Annotated in this window: 18 protein-coding genes; 11 read left to right on the top strand and 7 right to left on the bottom strand. The window is 66.7% G+C overall.

Going from position 1 to position 21,485, the window contains the following annotated elements; genetic code table 11:
- The first annotated feature begins 62 nt into the window (after positions 1-62).
- Genes glgC through ASC91_RS15110 form a run of 3 tightly spaced genes read left to right on the top strand, consistent with a single transcriptional unit; the run spans position 63 to position 3,551 of the window.
- Positions 63-1,322, top strand: a complete 1,260-nt coding sequence (gene glgC / locus ASC91_RS15120) for a glucose-1-phosphate adenylyltransferase (protein ID WP_056198109.1) — start codon at positions 63-65, stop codon at positions 1,320-1,322.
- Positions 1,319-2,779 (top strand): glycogen synthase GlgA, encoded by a 1,461-nt coding sequence (gene glgA, locus ASC91_RS15115; protein ID WP_056198108.1) that lies wholly within the window; start codon positions 1,319-1,321, stop codon positions 2,777-2,779. Before glgC ends, glgA begins: the two co-directional genes overlap by 4 nt.
- Before the next feature lie 34 nt (positions 2,780-2,813).
- Positions 2,814-3,551, top strand: a complete 738-nt coding sequence (locus tag ASC91_RS15110) for a hypothetical protein (RefSeq protein ID WP_157281644.1) — start codon at positions 2,814-2,816, stop codon at positions 3,549-3,551.
- 53 nt (positions 3,552-3,604) lie between these two features.
- On the opposite strand, the gene ASC91_RS15105 is transcribed toward ASC91_RS15110, so the two are convergent.
- Positions 3,605-4,489, bottom strand: coding sequence for an EamA family transporter (locus ASC91_RS15105; protein ID WP_056198104.1), 885 nt, complete (start codon positions 4,487-4,489; stop codon positions 3,605-3,607).
- Entirely contained in the window at positions 4,489-5,310 is an 822-nt protein-coding gene (locus tag ASC91_RS15100; RefSeq protein ID WP_056198103.1) for a pyruvate, water dikinase regulatory protein, read from the bottom strand. Before ASC91_RS15100 ends, ASC91_RS15105 begins: the two co-directional genes overlap by 1 nt.
- 442 nt (positions 5,311-5,752) lie before the next feature.
- Here ASC91_RS15100 and ppsA point away from each other — a divergent pair, with 442 nt between their 5' ends.
- The 7 genes from ppsA to dnaB all read left to right on the top strand — a co-directional run bounded on the left by ppsA (position 5,753) and on the right by dnaB (position 13,531).
- The gene (gene ppsA / locus ASC91_RS15095; RefSeq protein ID WP_056198100.1) at positions 5,753-8,149 is read left to right on the top strand and encodes a phosphoenolpyruvate synthase; all 2,397 of its coding nucleotides are present in this window, start codon (positions 5,753-5,755) and stop codon (positions 8,147-8,149) included.
- Between the two features lie 85 nt (positions 8,150-8,234).
- Entirely contained in the window at positions 8,235-10,292 is a 2,058-nt protein-coding gene (locus ASC91_RS15090; protein WP_235531992.1) for a sodium:solute symporter family protein, read from the top strand.
- 148 nt (positions 10,293-10,440) lie between these two features.
- Entirely contained in the window at positions 10,441-10,806 is a 366-nt protein-coding gene (gene rpsF / locus ASC91_RS15085; RefSeq protein ID WP_056198096.1) for a 30S ribosomal protein S6, read from the top strand.
- Positions 10,807-10,856: 50 nt separating this feature from the next.
- Entirely contained in the window at positions 10,857-11,150 is a 294-nt protein-coding gene (priB, locus tag ASC91_RS15080) for a primosomal replication protein N (RefSeq protein WP_056198094.1), read from the top strand.
- A gap of 45 nt (positions 11,151-11,195) precedes the next feature.
- Positions 11,196-11,486 carry a 30S ribosomal protein S18 gene (rpsR, locus tag ASC91_RS15075; RefSeq protein ID WP_056198092.1) on the top strand — a complete coding sequence of 97 codons (291 nt, stop codon included), beginning with the start codon at positions 11,196-11,198 and terminating at the stop codon, positions 11,484-11,486.
- 12 nt (positions 11,487-11,498) lie between these two features.
- Complete coding sequence (rplI, locus tag ASC91_RS15070; RefSeq protein WP_056198090.1) at positions 11,499-11,951, top strand: 50S ribosomal protein L9; 453 nt, start codon at positions 11,499-11,501, stop codon at positions 11,949-11,951.
- Between the two features lie 155 nt (positions 11,952-12,106).
- Entirely contained in the window at positions 12,107-13,531 is a 1,425-nt protein-coding gene (gene dnaB / locus ASC91_RS15065) for a replicative DNA helicase (RefSeq protein WP_056198087.1), read from the top strand.
- 8 nt (positions 13,532-13,539) lie between these two features.
- Here the strand turns inward: dnaB and ASC91_RS15060 are convergent, their stop codons facing one another.
- From ASC91_RS15060 to ASC91_RS15045, 4 genes are all read right to left on the bottom strand, one after another.
- Entirely contained in the window at positions 13,540-15,543 is a 2,004-nt protein-coding gene (locus tag ASC91_RS15060; RefSeq protein WP_056198084.1) for a PAS domain S-box protein, read from the bottom strand.
- Between the two features lie 62 nt (positions 15,544-15,605).
- Positions 15,606-16,133, bottom strand: a complete 528-nt coding sequence (locus ASC91_RS15055; protein ID WP_056198082.1) for a DUF421 domain-containing protein — start codon at positions 16,131-16,133, stop codon at positions 15,606-15,608.
- 282 nt (positions 16,134-16,415) lie between these two features.
- Entirely contained in the window at positions 16,416-17,717 is a 1,302-nt protein-coding gene (locus ASC91_RS15050; RefSeq protein ID WP_235531991.1) for an MFS transporter, read from the bottom strand.
- Between the two features lie 94 nt (positions 17,718-17,811).
- Positions 17,812-18,555, bottom strand: a complete 744-nt coding sequence (locus ASC91_RS15045; protein ID WP_056198080.1) for a hypothetical protein — start codon at positions 18,553-18,555, stop codon at positions 17,812-17,814.
- A gap of 94 nt (positions 18,556-18,649) precedes the next feature.
- Between ASC91_RS15045 and ASC91_RS15040 the strand changes: the two genes are divergently transcribed.
- Positions 18,650-19,774 (top strand): PA0069 family radical SAM protein, encoded by a 1,125-nt coding sequence (locus ASC91_RS15040; RefSeq protein WP_056198078.1) that lies wholly within the window; start codon positions 18,650-18,652, stop codon positions 19,772-19,774.
- Here ASC91_RS15040 and ASC91_RS15035 read toward each other — a convergent pair.
- A complete protein-coding gene (locus ASC91_RS15035) occupies positions 19,771-21,441 on the bottom strand; it encodes a phosphoethanolamine transferase (RefSeq protein WP_056198077.1) in 1,671 nt (556 codons plus the stop codon). The genes ASC91_RS15040 and ASC91_RS15035 overlap by 4 nt on opposite strands.
- Between the last annotated feature and the right edge of the window lie 44 nt (positions 21,442-21,485).

Genomic DNA, 21,485 nt, shown 5'->3' with positions numbered 1-21,485 from the left:
GCCCCCAGCGAGGCGGCAAACTGCCTGCCGCAAACTGCAATTGTTTGCAGCCGGAGACTGTCATGCCCCCCGTCGCCTCGCCCCACCAGCTCGCGCGCCGCGCCATCGCCCTCGTCCTGGCCGGTGGCCGCGGCTCGCGGCTCAAGCAGTTGACCGATTCGCGCGCCAAGCCGGCCGTCTACTTCGGCGGCAAATTCCGCATCATCGATTTCGCGCTGAGCAACTGTGTCAACAGCGGCATCCGTCGCATCGGCGTCGTCACGCAGTACAAAAGCCATTCGCTGCTGCGCCACATCCAGCGTGGCTGGAGCTTCCTGCGCGCCGAGCTCAACGAGACGGTCGACCTGATGCCGGCCCAGCAGCGCACCGACGACGAGAGCTGGTACCGCGGCACCGCCGACGCGGTGTTCCAGAACCTGGACATCGTGCAGAGCACCGGCGCCGACTACATCGTCGTGCTGGCTGGCGACCATATCTACAAGATGGACTACTCCAGCATGCTGGTGGACCATGTCGCCACAGGGGCGGGTTGCACCGTGGGCTGCATCGAGGTGCCCAAGGGCGAGGCGAGTGCCTTCGGCGTGATGGCCGTGGACGACGAGCGTCGCATCACGGCCTTCAAGGAAAAGCCCGCCGACCCGCCCTGCATCCCGGGCCGCGATGGCGTCTGCCTGGCCAGCATGGGCATCTACATCTTCAACGCCGACTACCTGTACCGGCTTCTGGCCGAAGACCTGGCCGACCCCAGCTCCAGCCATGACTTTGGCAAGGACGTGATTCCCAAGGTCGTTGCCGAGAACCGCGCCGTGGCTCACCCCTTCGGCATGAGCTGCATCATGAATCCCAACGGTGCCACGCCCTACTGGCGCGACGTCGGCACGCTGGACGCCTTCTGGGCCGCCAACCTCGACCTGGCCTCCATCAGCCCCGAGCTCGACATCTACGACACCGACTGGCCGATCTGGACCTACCAGCGCCAGCTGCCTCCGGCCAAGTTCATCCCCGACCACAACGGCATGCACGGCATGACGGTCAACACCATCGTCAGCGCGGGCTGCATCGTGTCGGGCTCGCATGTCGTGCAGTCGGTGCTGTTCAACAACGTGCGCATCCGCTCCTTCTGCAACATCCACCAGTGCGTGCTGCTGCCCGGCGTCGAGATCGGGCGGCATTGCCGGCTGACCAAGGTCATCGTCGATCGCGGTTGCGAGATCCCCGATGGCCTCGTCGTCGGCGAGGACGCGGTGCTGGATGCCGAACGCTTCGAGCGCACGGAAAACGGCGTCGTGCTGATCACCAAGCAGATGCTGGCCAGGCTGTGACCAGAGTCTTACAGGTCAGCGCGGAGCTGTTCCCGCTGTTGAAGACCGGCGGGCTGGCCGACGTGGCTGGTGCGCTGCCCGCGGCGCTCGCTGCAGCGGGTGCCGAGCCACGGCTGCTGGTGCCGGGGTTCCCGGCCATCCGCGATTCGTTGACCCTGGAATGCGCCGTCGTTCCCGTCGCACTGCCATGGAGCGAAGGAAGGGCGGCGCTGCTGCGCGGGCGGCTGCCGGGCTTCGACATGCCCGTCTACGTGCTGGACGCTCCTGGTCTTTTCGACCGGCCCGGCAACCCTTACGCGGATGAGAGCGGCGTCGCATACGCGGACAACCACCGTCGCTTCGCGCTGCTGGGCCTGGCGGCTGCCCGTCTTGCCGAGGGCGTGGATGCTGCCTGGCGTCCGCAGATCGTGCACGCCCATGACTGGCACGCGGGCCTTGCCTGCGCCCACATCGCCGCCAGCCGCTCGCGCCGCCGCACCGAGGCGCGGACGGTCTTTACCGTGCACAACCTGGCCTACCAGGGCCTGTTCCCGGCCGACCATTTCTGCGATCTCGGCTTGCCACCCCAACACTACGCGGTCGAGGGCGTGGAGTTCTATGGCCAGGTCAGCTTCATGAAGGCCGGCCTGCATTTCGCGGACGCGATCACCACGGTCAGCCCGAGCTATGCACGCGAGATCCAGACGCCCGAGCAGGGCTGTGGTCTGGACGGCCTGCTGCGCCATCGCGCCGAGGTGTTGCACGGCATCCTGAATGGCGTCGACTACGGCGTGTGGTCGCCCGCCCACGACCGCAGCATCGCACGAGCCTATGACGTCGACAGCGCCGAAGACAAGGCCGTCTGCAAGGCCGCGCTGCAGCGCGAATGTGGGCTGGATGTGAAGGCGCAGGCGCCGTTGTTCGGCGTAGTCAGCCGCCTGACCGAGCAGAAGGGTCTGCCTCTGGTGATCGAGGCGCTGAACGACCTGATCGACGCGGGTGGGCAGCTTGTCATTCTTGGCAGCGGCGACGCCCGCCTTGAAGCAGCGTTTGGCGAAGCCGCCGCCAGGCACCCGGGCCAAATCGCCCGCCGCATCGGCATGGATGAAGGGCTGGCACACCGCATCTATGCCGGCAGCGATGTGATGCTGGTGCCCAGCCGCTTCGAACCTTGTGGCCTCACCCAACTCTATGGCCTGAGCTATGGCACGCTGCCGTTGGTGCACCGCGTCGGTGGGCTGGCCGACACGGTGGTCGACTGCACGCTGGAAGACCTCGATGCCGGCGCCGCCACGGGCTTTGTTTTCAACGCCTTCACGGCCGACGCCTACCGTCGCGCGCTGCGCCGTGCCTTTGCGCTGTGGAGCCGGCAAGAGTGCTGGGGTCGCGTGCGCTTGGCGGCGATGCGACAGCACTTTGACTGGAACGCCGCCGCGCAACGGTATGCGGATGTGTATCGCGGTGTGCTGGGTCATTGATGTGAAACTGGACTGCGCACAGACAAGCGACTTCATGCGAGGCCTGTCCCTGTTTCTCGGGCACCAACTCGACTCAATGACCGGTGATTTCAGGGACGGGAGCGTCACCTGCTTGATCGCCACGACGAGGACACGGCTGCTTGAGCACTGTGAGTCCTATGGCTGGACGGCTGCACATCTTCCAGGCATCAAGCCGACATCTTGCGTCGTGATTCGGAAGCCCAATATGCAACCGGAGTTGTGGGTGCGATCGCGATATCGCGGGTATCGAAAGGCCTTCCGGCTTTTCCTGTCCGAGTGGGGCGGAATCGGCGATGACGGCATCCCGCACAACCTGCAGGTGGATCACCTGCATCCGGCCTCGCGGTTCACGCCCAAGAACGATCACTACTTTGTGCGCCTCGCCCTCATCGAGCGAGGCGTCAATGCGTCGTACGGAGCGGGCTTCGAACGCTTGTTGTATGAGCGTGAGCGTGAGAGAGCGCTTTCCGGTGGCGTGCATATGGATTGGATGGCCTACCTGAAAGTGCGCGGTATTCGTTTGCCTGCCAAAACTGCAGGGAAGGCCGTTTGGAAGGCCTGGTCCTGGCAATGCGCCAAATCACTGGGTCCCGAAGGCTTCGATCCAGTTTTTACATACGTCGGGCTGACGACGATGCTCAACCTGGCCTTTCTGAACATCTGGCGCCCGCTTCCGCCTGACGACGCTTTCAGGCCCGAGGTCGAGGCGCACCCGTCCTATCCTTGCGCGCCTCAACTGGCAGAGGTTTGACGTGGTCGCGAGGTGCCATGGCGCGGCGTGTCACGATGCAGCCATTCCTACCGTCAAATGGCCAGCGCGATGACTCCAACCCCAATCAGCGCGGCGCCGGCGATACGCCAGCCTCGTTCGCCTTCGCCCAACAACTGCCCGCCCAGCAGCGCCGCAAACAGCATAGACACCTCGCGCGCTGGCGCTACGCGTGACAGCGGCGCCTCGCGCATGGCCATCAGCACCAGGATGTAGGCCAGCGGCCCCAGGCCTGCGACGGCAAGCACGCCACGCCATGAGCGGCGCAGCTCCGGCCAGAAGCTCTGCGGGTTGCGCAGCAGCGTCGGCAGTTGCAGCGGCACGCGCAGCACATTGCCGAAGTAGTCCAGCATCAGCGGCGACACGGCCAGCACCTTGACGGCATAACCGTCCAGCACCGTGTAGCCGGCGATCAGCGTGCCGGTGGCGGCGCCCCAATAGACGCCGCGGCGGCGGCGCATGGCTGCCTCGGCATCGTGGTCCACACCGCGGCCGATCAGGCGCGGCCCCATGGTGATCAGCAGGATGCCGCCGACGACGCCGGCCAGGCCCAGCGCGCCATAGACGCCCAGGTGCTCACCCAGCAACACGACGGCCGCAAGCGCCGACAGGAAAGGGCCGCTGCCGCGTGCGACCGGGTAGACGACGGTGAGGTCGCTGGCCCGGTAGCCGGCGATAAGGCAGTTGAAGTAGCCCAGGTGGACCACGGCGCTGGCGGCGACAAAGCCCCAGGCCAGCAGTGACCAGTGCGGCAGCTCATCCAGGCCGACCAAGAGCACAGCAGGCAGCCACAGCACCACCACACCGAGCGCACAGCTGAAGACGAAATGCGTGCCCCCGCCCCACTTCTTGGCGGCGAGGTTCCAGACAGCGTGGAGAAGGGCGGCGGTGAGGACCAGCGCGAGCGCGTGGAGCGGCATCAGTACATCAGCCTGTCCGGGCGGATGTCGCGCAGGATGGTCGTCGCGATCTCTTCGATGGACTTGTGCGTGGACGACAGCCAGGAGATGCCGTCGCGTTTCATCATGGCCTCGGCCTCGTTGACCTCGTAGCGGCAGTTCAGTACGTCGGCATATTTGCTGCCGGGACGGCGCTCGTTGCGGATGGATGAGAGGCGCTCGGGGTCGATGGTCAGGCCGAAGCACTTGCGCTTGTGCGGCAGCAGCGGTGCGGGCAGCTTGCGGCGCTCGAAGTCCTCGGGGATCAGCGGGTAGTTGGCGGCCTTGATGCCATGCTGCATGGCCAGGTACAGCGAAGTCGGCGTCTTGCCGGAGCGCGACACGCCGACGAGGATGACGTCGGCCACGTCGAGGTTGCGCGCCGACTGGCCGTCGTCGTGGGCCAGCGAGAAGTTGATGGCCTCGATGCGGTCGTGGTATTCCTTGCTTTCGGCCACGTCTGAGAAGCGACCCACGCGGTGGTTGCTCTTGATGCCGAACTCGTCTTCCAGCGGCTCGATGAAGGTGCCGAACATGTCCATGACGCGGCCCTGGCAATGCTCGCGCACGATCTTGAGCACGTCGCGGTCCACCAGCGTCGCGAAGACGATGGGCCGCTGGGCCTCGCGCACGGCGACTTCATTGATCTCGGCGACGACGGCGTGCGCCTTGTCGGCCGAATCGACGAACGGCCGGCGCACATGGCGGGCCTTGATCGAGAACTGGGCGAGGATGGAATTGCCGAAGGTCTCGGCGGTGATGCCGGTGCCGTCAGAGACGAAGTAAACGGTTCTGGCGGTCATGGCGGTATTCCATCGAGTTACGGCGCGGCCATGATAGCCAGCACCCTGCTTTCGCCCTGCAACCTCGGACACATGGATCACATCTTCCAGGTCGTGCGATTGATCTCCTGTGCGGTGGCTTCGTCGCTGCTCACGCGGGCATCGTGCACAGCCAGGGCTCCCTTGGCCTGACCCGCATCAGTCGGCCGTCAACGTTTTCATGCCACCCCGAAAGAGGGGACACGGCGCCGAGAAGGGACTTATTGCACATCCCCCCGCCGTACCCGGATGAAACCCGAGGCCTAGAATCCGCGGCAATTCATCGCGATCAGCCCATGCGCGCCTCCCTCCTCCTCAAAGAATCCAGAAATGGACGGAGCTGCGCCTGCCTTGAGCATCTTGGCTCGGCACTGGGCGTGGACGACGCGACGACACCGGTTTTTCAACCTCCCGGAGTTTCCCCATGTCCACCCTGTTCGAGGCGACCGCCCTGGTCGTACCGTTTGAGAACCTGAGGATGAGCGATGTCGAGGCAGTTGGCGGCAAGAACGCCAGCCTCGGCGAAATGATCTCGCAGCTCGCCGCCAGCGGCGTGCGCGTCCCCGGAGGGTTCGCCACCACGGCGCACGCCTTCCGGCAGTTCCTCAAGCACGAGGGGCTGGACGCGCGCATCGCGGCGCGCCTGGCCACGCTCAACACCGACGACGTCCGCGCGCTGGCCGAGGCCGGCGCCGAGATCCGCGGCTGGATCGAGAACCAACCCTTCCCGGCCGACCTGGAAGCCGGTGTGCGTGCGTCCTTCGCGCAGCTGACGGCCGACAACCCCGGCGTGTCCTTTGCCGTGCGCTCGTCCGCCACGGCCGAAGACCTGCCCGACGCCTCCTTCGCCGGCCAACAGGAAACCTTCCTGAACGTCGTCGGCATCGACGAGGTGCTGCACAAGATGCGCGAGGTGTTCGCGTCGCTCTACAACGACCGCGCCATCAGCTACCGCGTGCACAAGGGCTTCGCGCACAACGACGTGGCGCTGTCCGCCGGCGTGCAGCGCATGGTGCGCTCCGACCTCGGCTCGGCCGGCGTCATGTTCACCATCGACACCGAGAGCGGCTTCCAGGAGGTCGTCTTCATCACGTCCAGCTATGGCCTGGGTGAGACGGTGGTGCAGGGCGCTGTGAACCCGGACGAGTTCTACGTGCACAAGCCGGCGCTGAAGGCCGGCAAGCTGGCCATCATCCGCCGCAACCTCGGCTCCAAGCTGATTCGCATGGAGTTCGCGTCGCCCGAGGAAAAGGCGGCTGCCGGCAAGCTCGTCAAGACCGTCGACACGGTGCCCGAGCAACGCAACCGCTACTCGCTGAACGACACCGAGGTGACCGAGCTGGCGAAGTACGCCCTCATCATCGAGCAGCACTACGGCCGCGCGATGGACATCGAGTGGGGCCGTGACGGCGTCGACGGCAAGATCTACATCCTGCAGGCCCGCCCGGAGACGGTGAAGAGCCAAGCTGCAGGCCAGGTCGAGCACCACTACAAGCTCAAGGCCCACAGCGCCGTGCTGGCGGAAGGCCGCGCCATCGGCCAGAAGATCGGCACCGGCCCGGTCCGCCTGGTTGATAGCGTGGCCGAGATGGAGCGCGTGCAGCCCGGCGACGTGCTCGTCACCGACATGACCGACCCGAACTGGGAGCCGGTCATGAAGCGCGCCAGCGCCATCGTCACCAACCGCGGCGGCCGCACCTGCCACGCGGCCATCATTGCGCGCGAGCTGGGCATCCCGGCCGTGGTCGGCTGCGGCGACGCGACCGAGAAGCTCAAGGACGGCCAGCTCGTCACGGTGGCCTGCTCCGAGGGCGACACCGGCTATATCTACGACGGGCTGCTCGAGACCGAGATCAGCGAGGTGCACCGCGGCGAGCTGCCGTACTGCCCCATCAAGATCATGATGAACGTCGGCAACCCGCAGCTGGCCTTCAACTTCGCGCAAATGCCCTCTGGCGGCGTGGGCCTGGCGCGGCTTGAGTTCATCATCAACAACAACATCGGTGTCCACCCCAAGGCCATCCTGGACTATCCGAACATCGATGCCGACCTGAAGAAGGCCGTCGAGTCCGTCGCCCGCGGCCACGCCTCGCCGCGCGCCTTCTATGTGGATAAGCTGGCCGAAGGCATCGCGACGATTGCCGCCGCCTTCTTCCCGCGCCCGGTCATCGTTCGCCTCTCTGACTTCAAGAGCAACGAGTACCGCAAGCTCATCGGCGGCAGCCGCTATGAGCCGGACGAAGAGAATCCCATGCTGGGTTTCCGCGGCGCCTCGCGCTACATCAGCGGCGATTTCCAGGACGCCTTCGCGATGGAGTGCGAGGCCCTCAAGCGCGTGCGCAAGGAAATGGGCCTGAACAACATCGAGATCATGGTGCCCTTCGTGCGCACCGTGAAGCAGGCCGAAAAGGTCGTTGCGATGCTCGCGGAGCGGGGCCTGAAGCGTGGCACGGACGGCCTGCGCATCATCATGATGTGCGAAGTGCCGAGCAACGCCATCCTGGCCGAGCAGTTCCTGGAGCATTTCGACGGCATGTCCATCGGCTCCAACGACCTGACGCAGCTCACACTCGGTCTGGACCGTGATTCGGGCCTGGAGCAGCTTGCCGGCGATTTCGACGAGCGCGACCCGGCCGTCAAGGCCATGATCTCGCGCGCCATCCGCGCCTGCCGCGCCACCGGCAAATACATCGGCATCTGCGGCCAAGGTCCCAGCGATCACCCGGACTTCGCCGACTGGCTGGCCGAGGAGGGCATCGTGTCGATCTCGCTGAACCCGGACACGGTGATCGAGACCTGGCAGCGCCTGGCCGCCAAGTAAAGCGCCAAGCAAGTCTTCGCGATTGACGACCAGCCCGGGTTCTCCGTAAGGGGAATCCGGGCTTTTTATTGCCATGATCGCGGCCGTGTCCGCCAGCCCCCTGCGCCGCCGCTATTTCCTGTTCGCACTGAGCTTCATCGCCCTGGTGGTCGGCCTGGGCCTGGGCGAGCAGCGCGGCCTGCCCAAGGTCTGGATCGGCTACACCTTCCTCGGCGCGACTGTCGCCGTCTACGCCGTCATCGGCATCCTTTGCCGCACCACCGACCCGGCCGAATACTTCGTCGCCGGCCGGCGCGTGCCGCCGCTGTACAACGGCATGGCAGCGGGCGCCGACTGGATGAGCGCGGCCACCTTCATCGGCCTGGCCGGCACGCTCTACGCCAGCGGCTACGCGGGCCTGGCCTATGTGTTGGGCTGGACGGGTGGCTTCGTTCTCGTGGCGCTGTGCATCGCGCCCTATCTGCGTCGCTTCGGGCAATTCACGCTGGCGGACTTCCTCGCCGAACGCTTCGACAGCCGCGCCTTGCGGCTGGTGGGAGCCGGTGCCGCCATCCTGGTGTCCTTCGTCTACCTGGTCGCACAGATCTACGGCGTCGGCCTCATCACGACGCGGCTCACCGGCCTGGGCTTCGAGGTCGGCGTCTTCGTCGGCCTGGGCGGCGTGCTGGTCTGCTCCTTCCTGGGCGGCATGCGTGCCGTCACCTGGACCCAGGTGGCCCAGTACCTGATCATGATCCTGGCCTACCTGGTGCCGGTCATCTGGCTCAGCGTCAAGCAGACCGGCTGGCCCCTGCCGCAGCTCGTCTACGGCCAGCAGCTGCATCAACTGGCCGAGCGCGAGCGTGAGCTGATGCGCGATCCGGGCGAGCTGCAGGTACGCGCCATCCACCAGCGGCGTGCCGATGCAGCCGCCGCGCGCCTGGCCGACGTGCCCCAGGCGCTGGCCGACGAGCAGGGCAGGGCGGCCGCTCAGGTCGCCGCGCTAAAGGCCGAGGGCGCGCCGCTGGCCCGCATCCAGGCCGCCGAGAAGCAGCGCGCCGCGCTGCCGCGCACAGCCCCCGAGGCCGAGGAGCGCTGGCGGCGCGAGCAGGCGGGGGAGGCTCAGCTCGCCCAGCCGCTGTCCGGCCTCGTGCCCCATATGCAGCCCTTTGCAGGCAACCCCGACGGCAGCCCGCCCGAGCGCGAGCAGGCCAGCGCGGCACGCCGCAACTTCATCGCCCTGGCCTTTTGCCTGATGGTCGGTACGGCCGGCCTGCCGCATCTGCTGACGCGCTACTACACGACCAGCTCCGTCGCGACGGCGCGCCAGTCGGTGGCCTGGTCCCTGGTCTTCATCTGCCTGCTCTATCTGACGGCGCCGGCCCTGGCCGTCATGGTCAAGACCGAGGTCTTCAACAGCCTGGTGGGTACGTCCTTCGACCAGCTGCCTGCCTGGATACGCCAATGGCAGCGCGTCGACCCGACCCTGTTGTCGGCCGTGGACCTGAACGGTGATGGCCGCCTGCAACTGGGCGAACTGCGCCTGCACCCCGATCTCGTCATGCTGGTCATGCCCGAGCTGGGCGGCCTGCCCTATGTCATCTCGGGCATGGTGGCAGCCGGTGGGCTGGCGGCGGCGCTGTCCACCGCAGACGGCCTGCTGCTGGCCATCTCCAGCGCGCTGTCCCACGACCTTTACTACAAGGCCATCAACCCCGAGGCCTCGCGCACGCGGCGGGTCACGCTGTCCAAGGCCTTGCTGCTGGCGGCAGCGCTGGCGGCGGCGGCGGTGGCATCCAGCCGGCCGGCGGACATCCTGGCCGTCGTCACGGCCGCTTTCTCCATCGCCGGCTCGACCTTTTTCCCGGCCCTGGTCGCCGGCGTGTTCTGGCGTCGCGCCAACCGCGCTGGCGCCCTGGTGGGCATGTTGACCGGCCTCGTCGTCTGCCTGATCTATCTCGTCATCGCCCACCCCGGCGCGCGGGCTCTGATCGGCCTGCCCGGCCCGGCGACATTGATCTGGGGCATCCAGCCGGCCTCGGCCGGCCTCTTCGGCGTGCCCGCCGGTGCGCTGGTCCTGGCCCTCGTCAGCCTGCTGACAGCCGCGCCCAGCCAGCGCGATCGTGATTTCGTCGACAAGCTGCGCAGTCGGCCGGTGGCCTGATCAACGAGAGTGAAGGGGCGGCGATTTGGTCATTCACCCCTTCCGGGCTAGAATCCTTGGTTCCCCCTTGCCGTACCGCGTGTAGACGCCGTGGCGCGGCTTCCTCAGACCGGCAACCCTGTCGGGCTGGAATCCACAAGGAGTAAATATGCGTCACTACGAAATCGTTCTGCTGATCCATCCGGATCAAAGCGAACAAGTTCCGGCCATGCTGGAGCGCTACAAGGGCCTGATCACCACCGGTGGTGGTGTCGTGCACCGAGTTGAGGACTGGGGCCGTCGCCAGATGGCTTACCTGATCCAGAAGCTCGCCAAGGCCCATTACCTGTGCCTGAACATCGAGTGCAGCAAGGAAGTCCTGGCTGAACTCGAGACCGGCTTCCGCTTCAACGACGCCGTGTTGCGCCACCTCACCGTGGTTCAGGACAAGGCCATCGCGACCCCCTCGGTCATGATGAAGGCCGTCGAGCGCGAAGAAGCCCGCAAGGCGCCGCAACCGCAAGAAGCGGCCTGAGCACAGGTCATCGCTAAAGAACCAGGTTTTTCGAGCAGCGTGCCCCTGGCGTGAACCAGCTTCACCTCCAGGCGCAGATCCAGCAACTCGGACAAGTTCGCTACACACCCGCCGGGCTGATGGCCCTGGACGCAAGCCTCAAGGCCGAGTCCGAAGTCATCGAAGCCGGCAAGCCGCGCAAGATCTCGCTGGAGATCAAAGCGGTTGCGGTGGGCGAGGTGGCCAAGCAGTTGCAGGCGCTGGGAGTCGGTGGCATCGCGGTCTTCCGCGGTTTCCTGACCCATCAGCGCAACGGCCGGGGCTTCATCGCCCACGTCACCGTGATCGAACCCGCTGCTTCCTAGAACCCGGAATTGATTGAATCCGGATAGATTTAACAGAGGTCCTCTATGCCCCCGCCACGTGGTAAAGGTCGCTTCTCCAAAGACAAGAAGCCCAAGCGCAACCAACAATCGTTGCTGTTCCGTCGCAAGCGTTTCTGCCGCTTCACCGTCGCCGGTGTCGAGCAGATCGACTACAAGGACATCGACACGCTGCGCGATTTCATCTCCGAAAACGGCAAGATCACGCCCGCTCGCCTGACCGGCACGCGCGCCTTCTTCCAGCGTCAGCTGACGGTGTCCATCAAGCGTGCGCGCTTCCTGGCCCTGCTGCCGTACAGCGACCAGCACAAGGTCTAAGGAGCTGACGACATGCAAGTGATCCTGCTCGAAAAAGTATCCAACCTCGGCAACCTCGGCGACGTCGTCAAGGTCAAGGACGGTTATGCCCGCAACTTCCTGATCCCGACCAAGCAGGCGCGCCGCGCCACCGAGGCCGCGATCAAGGAATTCGAAGTCCGCCGCGCAGAGCTCGAAAAGGCTGCTGCTGCCAAGCTGGCCGAAGCCCAAAAGCTGGGTGAAGCCATCGCTGGCAAGACCGTGCGCATCGCCCAGAAGGCTGGCGTTGACGGCCGCCTGTTCGGCTCCGTGACCAACGCCGACGTGGCCGAAGCGCTGACCAAGTCTGGCAGCGCCATCGCCAAGTCGCAGGTGCGTCTGCCCAACGGTCCGCTGAAGACCGTCGGCGAGTTCCCGGTCCAGGTCGCGGCTCACACCGACGTCGTGGTCGAGATCACCGTCCAGGTGGTTGCTGAAGCCGAGTAACGTCGGAGTAAGCGCCCTTGCGCTGCGGCGTCTGACGCCGCAACATTGAAGAAGGCCGAGGCCCCACAGGGTTTCGGCCTTTGGTTTTTCTGGGACGAGTTTTCCCGCTTCGTCCACCGTCTGCTCCCAGTTCGTTCACAGCTTTATCCACAGGCATGTCCGCGATCTTTCCTGCTTCTTCTTCCGCAGCGCCGTATGACGATGAGGTCGCACGCCTGCGTGTGCCGCCGCACTCGGTCGAGGCCGAGCAGAGCGTGCTCGGTGGCCTGCTGATCGACAACTCGGCCTGGGACAAGGCGGCCGACTTGCTGACCGAGACCGACTTCTATCGCTTCGAGCACAAGCATGTATACGCAGCGGTCGGCAAGCTGATCAATGCGGGCAAGCCGGCCGACGTCGTCACCGTCTTTGACGAACTGACCTCGGTGGGGCGCGCCGAGGAATGCGGCGGCCTGGCCTATCTGAATGCGCTGGCCCAGAGCGTGCCGAGCGCCGCCAACCTGCGCCGTTATGCCGAGATCGTTCGCGAGCGGGCCATCCTGCGCAAATTGGTGGCCACCAGCGACGAGATCGCGACCGCCGCGATGAATCCGCAGGGCCGTGCCGTCTCGCAGATCCTGGACGAGGCCGAAGGCAAGATCTTCCGCATCGGCGAGGAGGGCTCGCGCAGCCGCCAGGGTTTCCAGAGCATGGACCAGCTCGTTGTGCAGCTGATCGACCGCGTCAACGAGCTGGCCGAGAGCGGCGCCCAGGACGTGACCGGCGTGCGCACCGGTTTCTACGACCTGGACCGCCAGACCGCCGGCCTGCAGGGCGGCGACCTCATCGTGCTGGCCGCGCGCCCGTCCATGGGCAAGACCGCGTTCGCGGTCAACATCGCCGAGAACGTCGCCATCAACGAAGGCCTGCCCGTCGTCATCTACTCGATGGAAATGGGTGCCGCACAGCTCGCGTTGCGTATGGTCGGTTCGATCGGCCGCATCGACCAGAGCCATCTGCGCACCGGCCAGCTGAAGGACGACGAATGGGGGCGCCTGTCGGAGGCCGTCGACAAGCTCGGCAAGGCCAGCATCTTCATCGACGAGAGCCCCGGCCTGTCGCCCAGTGAGGTGCGCGCCCGTGCACGCCGCCAGGCGCGCATCTGCGGCCAGCTCGGCCTGATCGTCATCGACTATCTGCAGCTGATGAGCGGCAATGGCGGCGGCAGCGAGGAAAACCGCGCGACGGTGCTGGGCGAGATCTCGCGCGGCCTGAAGGCCCTGGCCAAGGAGCTGAAGTGCCCCGTCATCGCCCTGTCGCAGCTGAACCGCTCGGTGGAGCAGCGGCCCGACAAGCGGCCGATGATGTCCGACCTGCGTGAGTCCGGCGCCATCGAGCAGGACGCTGACATCATCATGTTCATCTACCGTGATGAGTACTACACGAAGGACGAGTGCAAGGAGCCGGGCGTGGCTGAGATCATTATTGCGAAACAGCGTAATGGCCCGGTCGGGACAGTCAAGCTGATGTTCCAGCGCATGCACACCAAGTTTGAGAACCTCGCACCTGGGTATGTGGGTGTGGAGCGTGACGAGTACTGAGGCGCGCGCTATTTCTCGGCCAGATTGGCCACCAGCAGGATGAGCTCGGCCACGTCGAAAGGCTTGGCCAGATGGGCCTGGAAGCCGGCCAGCAGCGAGCGCTTGCGGTCCTCGGCCCGGGCGAAGGCCGTGAGGGCCAAGGCGGGGATGCGGGAGTTCCGCGTCTCGGTCGCCCGCAAGGTACGGATCATCTGATAGCCGTCCACGCCGGGCATGCCCACATCGCTGACGATGACGGTCGGCCGTGACAGCTGGACGGCCTTGAGCAACTCCTGCGCCGAGGCAAAGGCCACCACCCGGGCTCCCTGATCCTCCAGGATGCGGCACAGCAGGCTGCGTGTGTCCTGCTCGTCGTCCAGCACGAAGATGTGCACGCCGTCCAGCTTGGGGAGGGCGAGATTCTCGCTGGCCCGCGCATCGGCAGAGGCAGGATCCTCGTCACGCTCTCCGGCCGCCTGCAGGGCGGACAGCGGCAACCTGACGAAAAAGCTCGCGCCCCGGCCCTCGCCGGCGCTCTCGGCGCGGATGTTGCCCCCGTGCAGTTCGATGAGCTGCTTGCAGATCGCCAGGCCCAGGCCCAGGCCGCCGTGGGCCCGCGAGGTGGAACCGTCCTGTTGTGTGAAGCGATCGAACACCTGAGGCAGGAAGGCGGCTGGGATGCCGATGCCGGTGTCGCTGACACTGAATTCCACCTGGGAGTTGACGCGCTGCAGCAGCACCTGCACCCGGCCGCCCGCGGGCGTGAACTTGATGGCGTTGTTCAGCAGGTTCCACACCACCTGCTGCAACCGTCCGCTGTCACCGTTGACCATGGCCGGGCCGGTATCCAGCAGGGATTGCAGCTCCACCCCCTTGGCCGATGCTGACGGAGTGACGGTTTCGACGGCCGCCTGGATGACGTTGGCCATGCTCAGTTGCTGCAGGTCCAGCCTCAGCTTGCCGGTCATGATGCGGTTCAGGTCCAGCAGGTCGTCGATGAGCTGCACCTGGGCACGCGCATTGCGATCGATGACCTCGATGGCGCGCTGCAGATTGACGCGCTCATCGCCCGGCTTGGCCCGCAGCAGCACCTGGGTCCAGCCGAGGATGGCCGTCAGCGGCGTGCGCAGTTCGTGCGACAGCGTGGCGAGGAACTCGTCCTTGATGCGCGTGGCGCGCTGGGCGGCAATGCGCGCATTGCGCTCGGCGTCCAGGATTTCCTCGTGTTCGCGGTTGGCGATTTCCATGGCCTCGATGCGCATGCTGGCCGTCAGGTCGCGCGTCAGCTTGGCGTAGCCGATCAACTGCCCGGTCTCGTCCCGCAGCGCCGTGATGCTCACCTGGGCCCAGAAGCTCGTGCCGTCCTTGCGAAGCCGCCAGCCCGTGTCGACGAAACGCCCGATCTCCTGGGCCTGCTGCAGCTCGTATTCGGGCCAACCGCTTGCGCGCACTTCGGGCGGGTAGAAGATGGAGAAATGCTCGCCCAGGATGTCCTCGGCGGCATAGCCCTTGATGCGCTGCGCGCCTTCGTTCCAGGACGCCACGCGGCCATTCACGTCCAGCATGAAGATGGCGTAGTCGGCCACGCCCTCGACCAACAGCCGGAAACGCTCCTCGCTGCGCTTGAGCGCCTCCTCGTGGTTGCGCCTTTGCGTCAGGTCACGCGTGACCTTGGCGAAACCCACCAACCGTCCCGTCGGGTCGCGCATCGCCGTGATGACGACATTGGCCCAGAACAGCGAGCCGTCCTTGCGCACGCGCCAACCCTCGTCCTCGAAGGCGCCTTCGCGCGCGGCCATCTCGAGTTCATGAGCAGGCAGCTGCCGGGCCAGCGCCTCCGGCGGGTAGAACCGCGAGAAATGGCTGCCGATGATCTCGTCCGCCTTGTATCCCTTGAAGCGTTCGGCGCCGGCGTTCCAGGTCAGCACATGGCCGGCGGGATCCAGCATGAAGATCGCATAGTCGCGCACGCTGTCCACCAGCAGGCGAAAACGCTCCTCGCTGCGCTGCAGGCCTTCGTCATCGACTTTCAAGTTCGTCCTTCCGTGTTGAGGGCGGTCCAGGGGCAGGCAGTGTGCCCGTGTCTCGTCCGACGTCATGTGCCGGGCGGCCCTTCGTCCTTGTCCCGGCGGGCAGGCTTCTTCTCGTCGTATCGCAGTACCGACAACTTGCCGTCGCCCTCCAGGTAGGCCGCCCGCACCGCGCCGACGTCCTCGACGCCAGCCTGGCGCAATTGGGCCTCCAGATCCTCGCGCGTCAGGAACTCCTTGCGCAGATTGCGGCCCAGCACGCGCCCCGCCTTGACGAGCTGCAGTGGCGCAGGCTCGGTGAGCTTGTGCACGAGGGGCCAGCGGCAACTGGCCCAGTCCAGCGCATAGTTCCAGAACACCAGCGTAGCGACCAGGATCCAGCCCTCGGCCACTGTGTCGTAGCTGCCCGACATGGCGTTCTGCGAGGCATCTGCGATCACGACCACCATCAGGACGTCGGCGACGCCGAAGGAGCCGGGGTCGCGCCGCAGCACGAAGCGAAAGATCAGCAGCAGGAACCAGTACATCAGCGTGCCCCGCAGCATCAGCTCCAGTGGCGACACGTGGATGGCGAAAAGCCCCGAGACGTCCATGTTCACCTCCTCATCTTGTCGGGATTGAAGGGTTGGATGCGGACGCTGCTCATGTGATGGGCGATGGGCAAGCCGTGTGCCTGGCGGCGTTCCGAAGCGTTGGGCAAAAAGAGAACGCTCGACGCGAGGCGTCGAGCGTTCCGCCGTTGGCCTGTTGAGCGGCCTGTTGAGGCTACAGCTCCTGGCTTCCGACCGTTCAAATCTAGTCGCCGGCGCGTGGGCCAGCCATCTCGCCGAGGCCGCGTGGAGATGTAGGTCGTGGCCTACGCGTAGTCGGCGCGATCAACGCACCAACGTTTCGCGCGACTCGGGTTGCAGGCTGTCTCGCCGTGCCAGCGCCGGGAAGACCTTGAACCAAAGCGCGACGATGGCCACCGTGCCGATGCCGCCGAGCAGCACTGAGCCGACCGGGCCAAGCAGGGCCGCCGTTGCGCCGGACTCGAACTCGCCCAACTGGTTGCTCGCGCCGATGAAGACCGAATTCACGGCGCCGACGCGGCCGCGCATCTCGTCCGGCGTCTCGAGCTGCACCAGGGACTGGCGGATGACGACGCTGAACATGTCGGCCGCACCGCTGACGGCCAGCACGGCGAAGGCGACCAGGAAGGAGGTCGTCAGCGCAAACGCGATCATCGTCAAGCCGAACACCGCCACGGCGCCGAGCAGCCAGTGGCCGGCGCGGTGTGCGATGGGGTGGCGGGCCAGCCAGACGCCGACGACGACGGCGCCCAGGGCCGGGGCCGAGCGCAGCAGGCCCAGCCCCTCGGGGCCGGTGTGCAGGATGTCGCGCGCGAAGATGGGCAGCAGGGCCGTGGCACCGCCGAGCAGCACGGCGAACAGGTCCAGCGAGATTGCACCGAGCAAGACGGGCCTCTGCCAGATGAAACGGATGCCGGCCGTCAGCTGCGCCAGGTCGGGGGCCGCACGGCGCAACGGCGCAGCGCGATGGCGGATCGTCAACACGCTGGCTATCGCCGCGGCGAGCAACAGCAGCGAGACGCCGTAGACGATGGCCGCGCCCCAATGCGCCGCATCGCCGCGCGCGGCAGCACCCGTCGCCCAGGGCCCGAGCGCATAGAGCACGCCGCCCAGGGCCGGGCCCGCAATGATGGCCACCTGCATCGACGAGCTGGCCGCCGCCACGGCACGGGGCAGCAGCATGGGGGGCACAAGCGTCGGCATCAGGGCCTGCTGCGATGGCATCTGCAGTGCGCGGGCGCAGCCCAGCAGCACGGACAGCATCAGGATCATGTTCGGCCCCACCCAGCCACTGGCGCTGGACAGCGCCAGGCAGGCCGCGGCAACGAGTTGCAGGCCCAGGCTGGCGGCCAGCAGCAGGCGCCGGTCGTGCTGATCCACGACATGGCCGGCCGGCAAGGTGAGCAGCAGGGCAGGCAGGAATTGCGCGAGGCCGACCAGGCCCAGGTCCCAGGCGCTGGAGGTGAGGTCGTACATCTGCCAGCCCAGGGCCACCATCAGCATCTGGTTGGCTGCGCCGCCGGTCACGCGGGCCCCCAGCAGGCGCATGTAGTCGCGCTGATCGCGCAGTCGGGCGGGGGTGCCGGGAATCGCTTCGAGAGGCATTGGGCGGACGAGGGCACCTGCCAAAAGGGCAAAAGTCGCCAAGGGGAAAGCGGGCGGATTATCTCGGCCGCGTTCTCGCGGTCGCGGCTGCGTTTCAGGAGCCCGGCTTGCAGTGATCGCCGGTGAGTGTCCAGCGCTCGGTCAGCGTCGTCGTCCACGTCACGCCACTGCCGCCTTGGGCGGCTTGCAGGGCGGCCAGTTGCTGGCGCGCGGCGGCTGCTTCCTCCGGCTTGCCGTTGCGGATGGTGGCCTCGATCTTTTCGTAGACCGGCGCCATCGCGGCGGCCCGGCCCTGGGCCGAGGGCAGGGCCGCGATCGCCGCGCGGGCTTTGGCGGCCTCGGCTGGCGACAGGCCCCGCTCGACCATGGCCAGAGCAGCCGCGGGGTCGCTGCCACCGCCTCCCGGCGCGAGCGTGAGGCGCATCTGCCGCTCCCAGGTCTTGGCGTCGAGCTGCTTCCATTGCTCCTGCAGCCGGCCGGCCTGGCACTCGGCCTGCAGCAGGGTGCCGCCCTGTGCCGGCCACCAGCGTGTCTTGCAGCGGTCGGGCAACTGGTTGGGCGGCACCGAGGCAGCCGGCACGCACCAGGTCACCGGCTCGGTGCCGGCATAGGTCTGTTGGTGGGAGCGGCCGTCGGCCCGCGTGGTGATGAAGCGGTTGCCGTTGCTGCCGTCCCAGCGCTCGACGCGTTCGACCAACAGGGGGCCGCTGCCGCTGCGCATGGTGGCTTCGCCATCGATGCGGTAGTGCCCCGGGGTCGGCAGGGGTGAGGCGGCGCCGCAGGTCGCGGCCAGGGCAAGAAGCAACAGCGGCCAGGGCCGCGCAAGTGGATGGGGCATCGGGCGGACTCTACGCAAGGCGTGTCACGCCACCATCCCGAGGAGGCGCGGGGTTTGCCTGGAATATCGTCAAAATACTGTATATATTTACAGTATGTCGCCTGCTCCCACCCGCATTGCCGCCGCCCAGCCGGCCCTCGTCCCGATCGACTCCATCAAGGGCCGTGGCACGGCCACCGCCATGCCCCATCGCTTCGAGCAGCGCGAGCGTGAGCAGTACGACGACGGCTGGGGTTCGCTGGACCAGGAGGCCGGCGAAGAGCATGTGCCGGTGGCCACGCAGATCATCGAAGAGCACGCCAAGAAGATCGTCACCAGCAACCAGTCGCCCGACATCTCCTTCGACTACTCCATCAACCCGTATCGAGGCTGCGAGCACGGCTGCATCTACTGCTTTGCGCGGCCCACGCACAGCTATCTGAATCTGTCGCCGGGGCTGGACTTCGAGACCCGCATCGTGGCCAAGGTCAATGCGGCCGAGCGTCTGCGTGAAACGCTGGCCGGTGCCAAGTACGTGCCCAAGTCGCTGGTGCTGGGCACGGCCACCGATGCTTACCAACCGGTTGAACGCAAGCTGGGCATCACGCGCCGCATCGTCGAGGTGCTGGCGGAGTGCAGCCACCCGTTCTCGGTCGTCACCAAGAGCAGCGGCATCGAGCGCGACCTGGACCTGATCGCGCCGATGGCCGCCCAGGGCCTGGTGTCGGTCTATCTGTCGGTGACGACGCTGGACAACGACCTCGCCCGCATCCTCGAGCCACGCGCTGCGGCACCCGCGCGGCGGCTGCGCACCATCCAGGCACTGGCCGAGGCTGGCGTGCCCGTGGGCGTCAGCGTGTCGCCCATCATTCCCTTCATCAACGAGCCCGAGCTGGAACGCATCCTCGAAGCCGCTGCTGCGGCCGGGGCGAGTTCGGCGTTCAGCATCCCGGTGCGCCTGCCCTGGGAGGTGAATCCGCTGTTTCAGGACTGGCTGCAGCGCCACTTCCCCGACCGCGCCGAGCGTGTCATGGCGCGCATCCGCGACATGCGCGGCGGCAAAGACAACGACGCTCGCTTCGGCACGCGCTTTACCGGCGAAGGCGTGTGGGCTCAGCTGCTGCAGGCGCGCTTCCAGCGGGCCGTCCACAAGCTGGGCCTGCGCAACAAGCGGCGGCCGGTGCAACTGGCGCTGTTCACACCGCCACGCAAACCGTCAGCGCAGGGGAGCCTGTTCTAGCGCCGGCAGCCGGCGAGCAAATCCCAATCGGCCTTGTAGACGTCCGACCGAGCGCCCACCCAACCCATCGCGGTGTGGAAGAGGTTGTCGTGCGAGGCGGGCTTGTCGCGCAGGCCTTGCAGGCAGCCGGGCTTCAGCGACGCAGCCAGCCCTCCACCCTCGGGCACCCACAGCACCATGGGCACATGCGTTTGCTCGGCCGGCGCCATGGCATAGGGCATGCCGTGCAGATAGAGGCCGTTCTCGCCCAGCGACTCGCCGTGGTCAGAGACGTAGAGCATGCCCACATCGAAGGCTTGTTGCGCCTGCAGCCAGGCGATGCTGCGCGCCAGCAGCCGGTCGGTCGTCACCAGGGTGTTGTCATAGCCATTGACGACCTGCTCGCGCGGGCACTGCTGCAGCGCGTTGCTCTTGCACTCGGGCTGGAAGGGCTTGAGGTCGGGCGGTGAGCGCTTGAAGTAGGCCGGGCCGTGACTGCCCATCTGGTGCATGACGAGGACGAGGCCACGCTTCACACGCGCCGGATCCAGCGCCGCGATGCGTTTGTCCAACTCATGCAGCAAAGCTTCGTCGAAGCATTCTTCGCCATCGCACAGGCCCGCCGGCAGCGGAGCCGCGCCTTCAGGCAGCTTGGCTGTTGAGCTGTTGGGCACGCGGTCGCAAAGGCCTTTGCAGCCGCTCTGGTTGTCCAGCCACAGCACGGCCAGGCCGGCGCGTTGCAGCACGTCGAGCAGGTTTTCCTGCGTACCCTTCACGTCGCCAAAAGCCTCGCGGCCCAGCGGCGAAAACATGCAGGGCAGGGAGGCCGCCGTGGCGGTGCCACAGGAGGTGACCTGGCGCAGGCTGATCAGATTTGAGCTTGGCAGCTTGGCCAGCTCCGGGTTCGTTTGCCGTGCGTAGCCGTTCAGGCTGAAGTTCATGGAGCGCGCCGTCTCGCCGACGACGAACAGCAGCAACGGCGGCCTGGCCCCTTCCGCGCGCGGCAGCAGCCGGGCGTCGACGCCGATGACGGCGGGCGGGCCGCTGGGTGCGGCCTGGCGGCGCAGCGCGGCACTGCTGATCGAATAGACCGCGTTCAGCGGCGTGACCATGTAGCGGATGGTCTTGTAGTTGCGCATCGTCGATGACAGATCGGCAAACACGCTCAACGCCAGCAGCACCATCGCGACGAGGCCGAGGCCAAAGGCGACGACGTTGCCGCCCAGGCGCTTTGGCAGGGCCTGCCGCGGCGCGGTGGGCCGGCGCAGCAACCACCAGGCGGGCAGGGCGCCCAGCAGTCCGATGCTGACGAGCAGCCGCCAGCTCAGCAGGTCGCGCGTTTCGCGCACGTCGGTCTGCACCATGTTCGTGACCATGGTGGGGTCGAAGACGATGCCGTAGCTGCCGATGAAGTGGGCCAGCGCGCCGGCGCTCAGCAGCAGCACGACGAGCAGGCCCTTGATGAAGCGCGGCCAGGCCAGCAGGCTCAGCAGCGCGCCGGTCGCGGCGGTGACCATGCCGGCAAAGGCAAGGATGAAGAAGGGGCGCACATCGGCCATGCCGTGCAGTTGCTGCCACAGCGGCCAATTGGCCAGCAACCCCATCCACAGGGCGGCCAGCCAGGCCTGGGTGAGGGGACGCGAGGTGTCGGGCTGGAACCAGGCCAGCAGGCGCTTGAGCAAAGGCATCAGGAGGCGGAAAGAGGCGGAAAGAGGCGGCGACGCATTCTCGC

Origin of the sequence: Pelomonas sp. Root1237 (assembly GCF_001425055.1) — a bacterium.
In the GTDB taxonomy this organism is placed as follows: domain Bacteria; phylum Pseudomonadota; class Gammaproteobacteria; order Burkholderiales; family Burkholderiaceae_C; genus Pelomonas.
This window is presented reverse-complemented; position numbering and strand designations above follow the sequence as displayed.